Annotated in this window: 8 protein-coding genes and 1 pseudogene; 3 read left to right on the forward strand and 6 right to left on the reverse strand. The window is 74.1% G+C overall.

Features of this window, described 5'->3' with window-relative positions; genetic code table 11:
- Positions 1-409 precede the first annotated feature (409 nt).
- Entirely contained in the window at positions 410-1,036 is a 627-nt protein-coding gene (locus ACFWUQ_RS27670; protein ID WP_384543402.1) for a CchlQ, read from the reverse strand.
- Between the two features lie 559 nt (positions 1,037-1,595).
- On the opposite strand from ACFWUQ_RS27670, the gene ACFWUQ_RS27675 reads away from it, so the two are divergent.
- Positions 1,596-2,423 (forward strand): hypothetical protein, encoded by an 828-nt coding sequence (locus ACFWUQ_RS27675; RefSeq protein ID WP_384543404.1) that lies wholly within the window; start codon positions 1,596-1,598, stop codon positions 2,421-2,423.
- A 98-nt stretch (positions 2,424-2,521) separates the two neighbouring features.
- Here the strand turns inward: ACFWUQ_RS27675 and ACFWUQ_RS27680 are convergent, their stop codons facing one another.
- The 3 genes from ACFWUQ_RS27680 to ACFWUQ_RS27690 form a co-directional block, all read right to left on the reverse strand.
- Complete coding sequence (locus tag ACFWUQ_RS27680; RefSeq protein ID WP_384543407.1) at positions 2,522-3,160, reverse strand: TetR/AcrR family transcriptional regulator; 639 nt, start codon at positions 3,158-3,160, stop codon at positions 2,522-2,524.
- Positions 3,157-4,230, reverse strand: coding sequence for a saccharopine dehydrogenase (locus ACFWUQ_RS27685; RefSeq protein WP_384543441.1), 1,074 nt, complete (start codon positions 4,228-4,230; stop codon positions 3,157-3,159). The genes ACFWUQ_RS27680 and ACFWUQ_RS27685 overlap by 4 nt, the downstream gene beginning before the upstream one ends.
- 456 nt (positions 4,231-4,686) lie before the next feature.
- The gene (locus tag ACFWUQ_RS27690) at positions 4,687-5,031 is read right to left on the reverse strand and encodes a hypothetical protein (RefSeq protein WP_384543410.1); all 345 of its coding nucleotides are present in this window, start codon (positions 5,029-5,031) and stop codon (positions 4,687-4,689) included.
- A gap of 530 nt (positions 5,032-5,561) precedes the next feature.
- On the opposite strand from ACFWUQ_RS27690, the gene ACFWUQ_RS27695 reads away from it, so the two are divergent.
- Together ACFWUQ_RS27695 and ACFWUQ_RS27700 are read left to right on the forward strand one after the other, a co-directional pair.
- The gene (locus tag ACFWUQ_RS27695) at positions 5,562-5,753 is read left to right on the forward strand and encodes a hypothetical protein (RefSeq protein ID WP_384543413.1); all 192 of its coding nucleotides are present in this window, start codon (positions 5,562-5,564) and stop codon (positions 5,751-5,753) included.
- Between the two features lie 474 nt (positions 5,754-6,227).
- Complete coding sequence (locus ACFWUQ_RS27700) at positions 6,228-7,448, forward strand: DUF4157 domain-containing protein (protein ID WP_384543416.1); 1,221 nt, start codon at positions 6,228-6,230, stop codon at positions 7,446-7,448.
- Positions 7,449-7,686: 238 nt separating this feature from the next.
- On the opposite strand, the gene ACFWUQ_RS27705 is transcribed toward ACFWUQ_RS27700, so the two are convergent.
- The gene (locus tag ACFWUQ_RS27705) at positions 7,687-8,619 is read right to left on the reverse strand and encodes an oxidoreductase (RefSeq protein WP_384543418.1); all 933 of its coding nucleotides are present in this window, start codon (positions 8,617-8,619) and stop codon (positions 7,687-7,689) included.
- A gap of 48 nt (positions 8,620-8,667) precedes the next feature.
- A pseudogene (locus tag ACFWUQ_RS27710) lies at positions 8,668-9,629 on the reverse strand (ArsR family transcriptional regulator).
- Between the last annotated feature and the right edge of the window lie 363 nt (positions 9,630-9,992).

Genomic DNA, 9,992 nt, shown 5'->3' on the forward strand with positions numbered 1-9,992 from the left:
GGGGCGCCCCCGGGGAAAGCGGGGGGCCACCCCCACCCACGTTCGCCCCGCCTGGTGGTAAGGCCGGCCGGTCGGGTTCCGCCCCAGTCTGTAGCGAGGTCCCCCGTGGCACATCGGCCCTGAACGGATGCCTGGTTCGGGGCCTGGACGTGTACCGCTACCGGTAGGGCAACAGCCAGCTGGCAGTGAGATCCGAGAGGCACGAGCGCGGTGGGCACGTTGCGCGATGGGTCAGCGGAAGCCGCCCCGGCGTACCGGTCCCCGGGGGCCGAGCCACGCCCGCTCCCCGCCTGGTCCCCGCTTCGCGAAACAGACCCTCGGCTGGACCACCCTGGACCACCCCAACACTTCGCGCGTTCTGGCTCACTTTCCGTGATGCGTGCACCGTGGGTGACGGTTGAGGCCGTTCCTACCGTCCGAAGCGAGGGTGCTCCGGCTGGAGGTGCTGCTGTCCCGGCGCTCGTGGCTGGGGCGGGGTCAGCGGCTCGGGCGCCGTGTCCGTCCCGCGCTGCCCGCAGTGTGGGCAGCGCTCGCGGCCGTCCCACACGGACCAGCCGAAGTCGGCAGGGGTGAGGGCGGGGCCCTCCAGCTCGTTGCGGACCGCCTCGCGGTAGGCCCAGACCGCGTCCAGGTAGGGGTGGTAGATGTCATGGAAGGCGGGGGTCGAGATGCCGGCGCCCGCCGCGACCACCTTTCGGAGAGCGCGGAGGCGTTCGAACATGGTCTGGCCCGTTCCCGCGATCCGGGCGCTGGCGTCGAGGAAGAGGCGCTCGCGCACCTCGTAGATGCGGGCGTCCGTCAGCGCCCGGCGGCTTGCCTCCTCCAGGTCGGTCGCCTCGGCGCCGCTCTGCGCGAGGCGGCGCAGTTCGGTGTGAGCCGCGCCCGCCGCCGCGATGAACTCCGTGTAGACGTCCCGGCGGCGCGCCTCAAGGCCGCGACGGTGTTCCTGGCGGGTGCGTAGGCGGTCGGCCAGAACCGTGCCCGCTATCGCGATCAGACCGCCGCCCAGCGTGGCGACCAGCGTTCCCCACTCCATAACGTGTCCCCCCAGTCGGTGTTCCGGAAGGGCGCGCCCCCCGCGCCGTCCCGTCCAGCAGATCATGCCCGACGGCCGGGGCCGACCGAGTACGCCTCGGCTCAGATTCTCGGTCGGGCCAGCTCCGCCACTGACTTGACCCTCAGTCAGCCCTCCACGGAAAGTGAGCCAGGACCTGTTCTCATGAACAAAGCCACCCAGAAGCAGCAGTGGCGCGTGAACTGGGTCGGCTTCGGGACCATCTGACCATCTCAGAACCGCGCACAGCCCGGAGCAGGCAACACTGTGCGCTGGAGAGGGCAGCACACGCCCGACGCCGTCGAAGCTCCCGGGCCGGCGCCGCGATACCGCTCACGCCGCCAGTCGCGGTCGTATCCGGACCAAGGGGTACTCCGGCCCTGACGTTCTGTGCTCGGGAGCCGGGTGACGGCCGTACGTCTGCCGGGCCCCTGTGCGCGTCAGGACCAGGGGCCGGGGGTAGGGCACACGGGACTGGCCCGGGGTGCCCCGGGCAACCGGGCGTGGCGGCGGGCCCGGCTGTGGCGGGGGAGGGTGGCACGTGGAGCGACTCGTGATCCGGGACGTGACGTACCTCGGGGGAAGTACCGGGCCCACCGGCCGACCCGTCCAGGGGCTGCGGCTGGTGCTCGGCGGCTCCGCCGTGGCCGTCCGCGGGCCCGTCCGCCGACTGCTGTCCGTCCCGTGGCGGGCCCTGGACTGGCTCTACGCCCTCACCCTCGACGACGTCGAACGAAAGGGCCGCGGCTGGCGGTTCGAGTTCTCGATGTTCCCGAACTTCGGTCACGCACGTGCGGCCGGTCCGGACGGGAGCATCCTGGGCCTCGGTTCGGGCGACACCACCACCTGGCTGCTCGTGGAGCGTCTGTCCGTGGCGGAGCTGCGGGAACACCTCGCCTCCTGGGCGCTCGCCACGCACCGGGCCGGCGGCCTGCGGCCGGGCGCGTCCGAGCTGCGGGACCCAGGGGATCCGGACGTGTCCGCTCTCGACGTGACGCGGCGGGTGTGGGACTCGGTGAAGGCGGCGCGCCTGGCAGACGAGCCGCCGCGGGATCGCGCGGTGGTATCCCAGCGGCTGTCGCTGGCGGAGCAGTACCGGACGCGGGGCGATCTCGACGGGGCCCTCCTCCTGCTCGGCCCGCTGGCGGACCAGAGCGTGGAGGTCTTCGGCCCGGCGGATGCCGCCACCATCGCGGTACGCAACAACCTCGCGTACGCCCTGGCGGCCGCCGGACACCGCGGCGAGGCCATCGCAGGGTACTGGGGGATTCTCGACGACCTGGCGGCCGCCGACGTCCTGAGCAACCCGGCGGAGATGTTCGCCCGGCAGAACCTCGCCCGGTTGCACGATCCCAACGGGCGGCTCTGACGGGGCGTTGCCGCTGCTCTCCGGCGTACCGGCAAGGCAGTCCGACAAGCCCGTGCCCGGCGGCGTGGGCAATGGTGCCCACAGCGTTACCGGCGTAGTCAGGGGCTTCGCAGGTTACGCGTAGGGGGCCCTGCAAGACGTGCTGGCCCCGTCAGGAGGACGTAGGCCGTCTGCGAGATCAGGGCGTCCGTCGCCGGCGACGCGCTGCCCGCGATGCCCGAGCGCATCAGCGCGCTGCCTTCGAGCAGGGCGATGAAGGCCTCCGCCCGTGCGCGCCGTTCCGGCTCCGGCAGGTCGGGCAGGTGCAGCCGGACCTGCTCGGCCACCAGGTCCGCGTAACGCCCGTAGAAGGCCCGGACGGCCGCGGCGACGGCCTCGTCCCGCGCGGCCAGGGCCCACAGCTCGACGAACACCCGTACCAGGCCGGGGTCGTCCTGCTCGGCGAGGAGCAGGGTGATCACGCGCTCCAGCGGAACCGGCTCCGCCGCCACGTCCCCGCCGCCCAGGCCGGGGGCGACGTCCGCGAGGCGCTCCAGGGAGCGGCTCAGGAGGCGGTCGAGGACCGCGTCGAGGAGGCCGTCGCGCGTGGGGAAGTAGTACTGGAGGTGACCGAGGCGCACCCCGGCGGCCTCGGCCACTGCGCGCAGGGACAGTGCGCCGTGGCCGCCGCCGACGAGCGTGCGCTCGGCGGCGTCGAGGAGGGCGGCACGCCGGGTGGCCCCCTTCGCCGTGCTCACGCGGCAGCCCCCGCGACGGGTCCGGCGGGGTCGCGCGGGGTGACCTCGACCCGTACGCCCGCTGCCTCCAGCGCCGCCGGCACGGTCTGCGGCAGCGGGTGGGATTCGGGGAAGGCGAGGCCGGTCCGCGCCGGCGCGCCGTCGGCGCCGAGGACCCGGCGCAGGCCGAGCAGGGCTCCGACGGCGGTGAGCCGGGCCTGGCCGTGCGGATCGGTGACGGTGGCCAGCAGGGCGCCCAGGGGCCCCTCGACCTCGATGCGCAGGGCGGCGGTGCCGCCGTCCCCGGGGGCGTACAGCAGGCGTCGCCGAACCGGACGCCACCGCTCGCCGCGGGCGCGCCGGAAGAACCCGATGCGGCCCAGGCCGACCAGGGTGGAGGTGGCGGCGGCGCTGCTGAAGCCGATGCGGGTCGTCACGGTGCGGGCGCCGAGGGTGAGCGGCAGCGTGAACTGCTCGGGCGTGTCGATCCTGGCCACCTTGGTGCGGTAATCGCCGATGGTCAGCGTCCGCGCGCCGCTGAGCGGCGCGACTCTCCTGGAGAGTCCGCCTTCGCGCACCTCGAAGTCGACGCCGAGGCGGTCCATGAACTCCACCGAGTCGGCTCCGGCGCGGTCGGCCAGGTCGTAGCGGATGGAGGTCTCCACGCTGTCGGCCCCGCCGAGGCGCTCCGCGAGGGCGGCGGCGACCAGTGGCACCACACCGCCCATCCAGCCCGAGGAGAGCAGCACCGGCGCGCCGGGGCCCGCGTCGGGCCGGCCGAGCGAGGCGAGCGCGGCCGCGCGCTGCACGCGGGACGTCCAGCGCGTCACGTCCACGTACGGGACCCCGCCGGCGAGGGCGGCCCGCAGCACCCGGTCGTCCGGATCGTTGACGACGCCCACCACGGCCCGCACCGCGGCGCGGAACGGCTCCGGGGCGCCGAGGTCCCAGCGCCGCACCTCGGCGCCGATTTCGCGGCACAGGTCCACGGCCCCGGCGGGCGAGCGGCCCGTGAGCAGGAGGGGCCACTGCCCGGCCGCCATGCGGGCCAGTTCCGAGCCCACCGTTCCGTACCCGCCGACGAGGAGCACCGGTCCGGCGGGGTCGTGCACCAGCTGATCGTTGTCCACGGAACGACTATAGGTCACTCGACCTAGAAAACGTCGAGCGACTCCGGCGGCCGTCCCCGAGGCCGCCGACCTGCGGTCCCGCCCGCCGGAGCGGGCGGCGCAGGCGCGGCGGGTCGCGCAAACCCCGCTGAACGGACGGGTCCTGGCCGGGGCCGACCTCCCCGCAGAGGATGCCGAGCAGAGCCATGCCTCGCTCGTCCCGTCGTCGCCGCAGGCGTCCCACGTGGCCGGCGACGACGGCGACGACGGCGAACAGCCCACACGCCACCACCCCCGCGAAGGTGAGCTGCGGAAACACCCAGCCGTAAAAGGTGAGGAAACTCAGCAAGAATCCGACACCGCAGAGGGCGGCGTAAGTGCTGAGCCGGGCCGCTCGGTTGACGGGCGGTCGGGTCTCCTCCATCCCGGCACCGTTGTTCACGCGGTCACCTGCGAGAGCCTGCGACAGCGGGCCGCCAGCAGTCCGGCGGATACCAGCAGTGCCATGGCGAACAGCGTCGCGGCCGTGACGAAGGTCCACACGGGCCACCCGGGGGTGGTGTAGGCCGCCTCGTACGGGGACGCGGCGCAGCTCGTGGTCGAATCGCACACGATGTGCTTGCCCGCCCTCACAACCAGACCCCACAGGGCGCCGTAGAGAGAGATCAGCAGCGCGCCGAGCGTCATGACCGCCGGTACGGCGTACCACCCGCCGTGCGGGCGCCGCCGCCCGGGCGCCGACGGACCGTTCGGATACGCGGGCACCACACGAGCCGGGTCCATCGGACGCATCAAGGGCCTCTCGCGAATCGAGGTCAGGGACCTGCACATCCTTGCCCGTCAACCGGCTGACGGCATGAGTGCGGATACTCAGACGCCCGGGCCCAAGACAGGACGATGGAACCGTCCCACAACCCACGCCCGTCCCTGCCGACAAGCCTGCTTCGTCACAGGACGAGATGGCCCAGGTCGTCAGTAAGGTCGCCGAGCCCACCGGCGATCCGTCGCTGGCCGGGCGGACCCGCTGGGTGTACGGGCTGAGTCGGCCCCTGCGACCGGTCTGGTGGTCTCCGAGAGGTGATCGTGAAGCGGCGGACGGGCGGTGAGGCGTCGGGCCCGGAAGTGGTGGTCGACGCCGTCGCCGCGGCGGACGTTGCGCACGGGCGGCCGGTCAGGAGCCAGGAAGGTCCGACCTGGGAATGCGGCCGAAGAAAACTCCTCGGACTGCAGTTCGGAATGTGGATACGCTTTCGCAGCCAGCCTGTGTGCCGGCCTTCCGCCGGGCCTGACCGGGGACGAATCAGGGGGACGAGATGACCACCACGAAGACCTCAAGCACAGCAGCATCCGCGACCGGCCGGACGCCGGGCGCCTACTTCAGCGACGAGGCGTCCGCGGTGACGAGGGCCGTGCCCGGCGCGACCCGGAGCCTGCCGCGGCCACTGGACACCTTGACCTGGCAGGAGCCCCCCGCCCTGGACGACGCGGACGACGACGCGCGGTGATCGCATGGCACGGGGCGTCACCTCCCGCCGCTCGGCTGGCCCAGACAACCGACCACGCTCAGCGGTTGTGGAAGGCGCCCACCACAAGACGCGGGATCGACTGAGGGGCGGGGATGGTTGTTGCCCCCGTTGGAACTAGTAGGGCCAACCGCCCTGTCGGGTGAGATCCGGGCTGCAGGCTGCTTCTCCTGGGCTGGGCCGGGCTGCGGTGCGGTGCGGTGCGGACGGCTGGATGCGCACGCCAACGCCCGCAGACTCCGACGCCCTCGTCGTCGGGTCAGCGATCGGCCGAGGACCTCCGGGGCCCGCGTGTCACGGCCGCGGGCGCGGGCCAGGCCGCTCTGGCGGTAACGGGGACGGCCGGGCGGTGCCTTGTGGGGGTCGACCGACTCGGGTAAGCAGGAGCGAGATCCTCGGTTCGGTGGATTCACCGAACCGAGGGCGCAACTGAACCACGGCAAAAGGAGCGAGCGGATGCGCCAGCAGAGCAGGGCCGAGGAGAACACCCGGCCCGCCCGCCCGTCGGCTCGTCCGGCGTCCGTGACCGGCGGCCCCTCGGGCCTTCTGGGGCTCCAGGCGAGCGTCGGCAACGCCGCGGTCGTGCAGATGCTGCGGCGCGCAGGCCGACGCGGAGCGGCGGCCGCACCGCACGACCGGCACGGCCCCGGATGCGGCCACGAGCACGAGCAGCAGCCCGAAGTGCCCGCGGTGCAGCGTTCCTCCGTCCACAGCGTGCTGGGCGGCCCGGGCAGGGCGATGGACGACTCGGTCCGTGCGGAGATGGAGTCACGGCTCGGCGCCGACTTCACCGACGTACGGATCCACGACGGCGCCGACGCCCAGGCCTCGGCAGCGGAGATCGGCGCCCGCGCCTACACCTCGGGCAGCCATGTGGTCCTGGGCAGGGGCGGCGGCGACAAGCACACGCTCGCCCATGAACTGACCCACGTCATCCAGCAGCGGCAGGGCCCCGTGGCCGGTACGGACAACGGTCTCGGCCTGCGCGTCAGCGATCCGTCCGACCGCTTCGAGCGCGAGGCGGAGGTGAACGCACGGCGGGCGATGAGCCGGCCGCACCCCCCGCGCACCCGAACCCCCGACGAGCCGCACAGCACCGAAACGCCTCCCGCCGCCACCGTGCAGCGCATGCCCGCCACCCGCCCGACGGTCAACGCCGGCACCGGCGACGAGTGGGAAGCCCACAACACCCCCGGCCGCACCGACGGGATCGTCCTCAGCGGCCACGGCTCCTGGGACCAGGCGAACGGCGAGTTCCGGGTCCCCTCGGGCGTCAAGGTGCACACGTACTGCATGCACGGCAACACCGTCCTCGACGCCAACGGAGCCCGCGTGGAGCAGGGCGACAAGGAGCTGCTGCCGCAACGCATCCGCGACGGCCGCAACACCATGCCCGACTACACGATCCACGCCCCCAGCGGCCTGGACATCCACGGCTCCCCGGTAGCCGTCACCGCCACCGGCGCAGGCTACGACGTCCAACTCGACCCGACCCAGCCCGCCACCGTGACGGTCGCCACCCTGGACGACCCCCAGCTGGCGGGCCGTTCCCTCACGTTCACCCACGACATCCGGCTGTCGACACTCCTGCGCGCGGGCATGGGCAACGTCCACTTCGCGGCGTGCCTGCATCTGGAGATCCCGGGGATGGCGGGCAGGACGCGCAACCAGGCATAGAAGCCCGCTGCTTGAGGGGGAGCGCGCTCCTTGAGGAGGAGAGGGACAGCGCCTTTCGGCCGGCTGTCCGCGAGGTCTTCCGGTCGGTTGGCTGGGTGGTTGTCCGTATCGTCGTCGCCCATGCCGCCGAGTCTCCGGCGCGCGGAGCCCGTGGATCAGGGTCCGTCCGGGGGCGCCCGGAGGCACCCCGGGGGCGCGTCAGGGGCAGAGGGCGGTCCGCGTACCCCGTCAGGGCGCGTCAGCGCGGCAGGGATGCGTACGAGACTCCCGTGAGCTTCTCGGAGGCGGCCCAGAGCTGTTCGCCGGACTTGTCGTCGAGGGTCCACTTGGCCCGCCAGGAGGGGGCGGGCGCACCGCGCCAGCCGAACCGGGGGCCGACGAACGTGTCCGGCCGGACCCCGGGGGCGGTGGCCGCGTACAGGGTGGGCAGGGCGCCCGTGGCGGCGGGCTGCGCGACGATCGCGTTGCCGATCGCGGCCACCCGCGAGTTGAGGCTCGGGCCCTCCAGCCGCGAGGCCCCGGCGTGGAGGTTGCTGGAGGCGTAACCGGGGTGCGCGGCGGCGGCGACGACCGTGGAGCCGGCGGCGGCGAAGCGCCGGGACAGCTCGTGGGTGAAGAGCAGGTTGGCGGACTTGGAGCGCCCGTAGGCGACCCACCGCCGGTAGCCGTGCTCGGACGCCAGGTCGTCGAGGTCGATGTCGCCGAGCACGTGGAAGCCGCTGGACACGTTGACGATCCGGGCCCCCGGAGCGGCCGCCCGCAGCCTCGGCAGGAGCAGCCCGGTCAGGGCGAAGTGCCCGAGGTGGTTGACCCCGAACTGGGTCTCGAACCCGTCGGCGGTCCGCCCGTACGGCAGGGCCATCACGCCGGCGTTGTTGACGAGCAGGTCGAGGGAGGCGTGCTGCTGCCCGAAAGCCTTGGCGAACTCCCGTACGGAGGACAGGTCGGCGAGGTCGAGCTCGGCGAACCGCACCTCAGCCGCGGGCACTTCCGTACGCAGCCGGATCAGGGCCGCCCGCCCCCGCGCGGCACTGCGGCAGGCCAGCACCACCGAGGCTCCGCGCCGTGCGAGTTCCCGGGCGGTGACGTAGCCGATCCCGCTGTTGGCTCCGGTGACGACCGCGGTCCGGCCGGTCTGGACGGGGATGTTCGCGGCGTTCCAGCCGGGCATGGCAGCTCCCTCGCGACGGGCGGATTACCTCTGGTAACTCCCGCAACCCTACTCGGGGCGGGTCGCGGCCGACACCAGCACGTCCCCGGCCGCGACCCGCGCGTAGAGCACGCTCCGGCCCGCCCGCCTCCGCAGGACCAGACCGGCGTCGAGCAGCACCTTCAGCTGTCCGGCCACCGCGCCGAGGCTCAATCCGGTCAGCGCCACCAGCTGCGTGGTCGACTTCGGGCTCTCCAGCAGTACCAGCACCCTGGCCCGGGCCGGACCCAGCAGCCGGACCAGCGCGTGCGGCGCCCCCGCGGCCGGCTGGGCGAGCTGCCCCTCGCACGGGTACACCAGCGCGTGCCGCCGCGAACCCCTCCACGACACCCACCCGTGGCCCGGCGTGACCGGTACGAAGACCAGCCCGGCCTCCCCCGACAGCTCGCGCGGCGGCCGGCGCTGGAGGTTGATCCGCAGCCGGCCCCCGCCGAGCCAGGCCATGCCCGGCCGCATCCCGGACAGCGCCGCCGACCATCCCCCCAGGCTCAACTGCCGGGTCCGCACCAGGACATCCGCCTCGCAGACCCGCCGGCGGCGCTCCCAGTCCGGGAGCACGGTCTCCGTCCAGACCCATTCCAGCAGCTCGGCCGTGCGCGGCCCGAGCCCCCGGGCCCGGTGGAGCGACTCGGGCAGCCGGGACGCGGCCCGCAGGTCCGTCCTCACCACGGCGTCGGGGTGGCGCGCACCGCCGCCAGCTCCTCCTCGAAGGGGCGGCCGTCCGGGGGCGGGGTGAGGAACCCGGCGAGCCACTGCCGCCCGAGGGCCGCCCGTACCAGGTCGGCGTCGAGCGGCCGGCCCGCCAGCCGGGCCCGGTAGCCGGGCAGCCGCTCCGCGAGCCACGCCCGGTCCCCCGGATGCCCCGCCGTACGCCGCTCCAACGCCATCAGCGCCGCCGTGGTCTCCGCGAGCGCCGACACCACGAACCGACTCCCGGCCAACGCGTCCGCGTCAACCCGCCACCACCCCACAACCCCTACCCCTCCCCACCAGTCCCGCGAGCACGCAACCCACGGGACCGCAGCCGAAGCCCAATCCTCCACCCGCGCCGCCCACCACCCACCCGCCGACGCTTGAGGCGCGGGCCCCGGGGCGGAGCCCCGAACCTCGACCCGCACCACCTTCCTGAGCCGCACCCCCCTCCAGCCCCGCCGACGCTTGAGGCGCGGGCCCCGGGGCGGAGCCCCGAACCTCGACCCGCACCACCTTCCTGAGCCGCACCCCCCTCCAGCCCCGCCGGCGTTTGAGGCGCGGGGCCCGGGGCGGGGCCCCGCGCCCCCGCCCGGCCGGCCCCCCCCCCCCCGGGCCGGGCGGGCGCGGCGCGGCCCCGGCGC

It is taken from the genome of Streptomyces sp. NPDC058662 (genome assembly GCF_042716255.1).
Taxonomy (GTDB): domain Bacteria; phylum Actinomycetota; class Actinomycetes; order Streptomycetales; family Streptomycetaceae; genus Streptomyces.

What these genes read in the sequence shown, in the direction of transcription:
- ACFWUQ_RS27670 (WP_384543402.1), bottom strand. Translation starts at nt 1,036, where the DNA reads ATGGAGTGGGGAACGCTGGTCGCCACGCTGGGCGGCGGTCTGATCGCG.
- ACFWUQ_RS27690 (WP_384543410.1), bottom strand. Translation starts at nt 5,031, where the DNA reads ATGGACCCGGCTCGTGTGGTGCCCGCGTATCCGAACGGTCCGTCGGCG.
- ACFWUQ_RS27695 (WP_384543413.1), top strand. Translation starts at nt 5,562, where the DNA reads ATGACCACCACGAAGACCTCAAGCACAGCAGCATCCGCGACCGGCCGG.
- ACFWUQ_RS27700 (WP_384543416.1), top strand. Translation starts at nt 6,228, where the DNA reads ATGCGCCAGCAGAGCAGGGCCGAGGAGAACACCCGGCCCGCCCGCCCG.
- ACFWUQ_RS27705 (WP_384543418.1), bottom strand. Translation starts at nt 8,619, where the DNA reads ATGCCCGGCTGGAACGCCGCGAACATCCCCGTCCAGACCGGCCGGACC.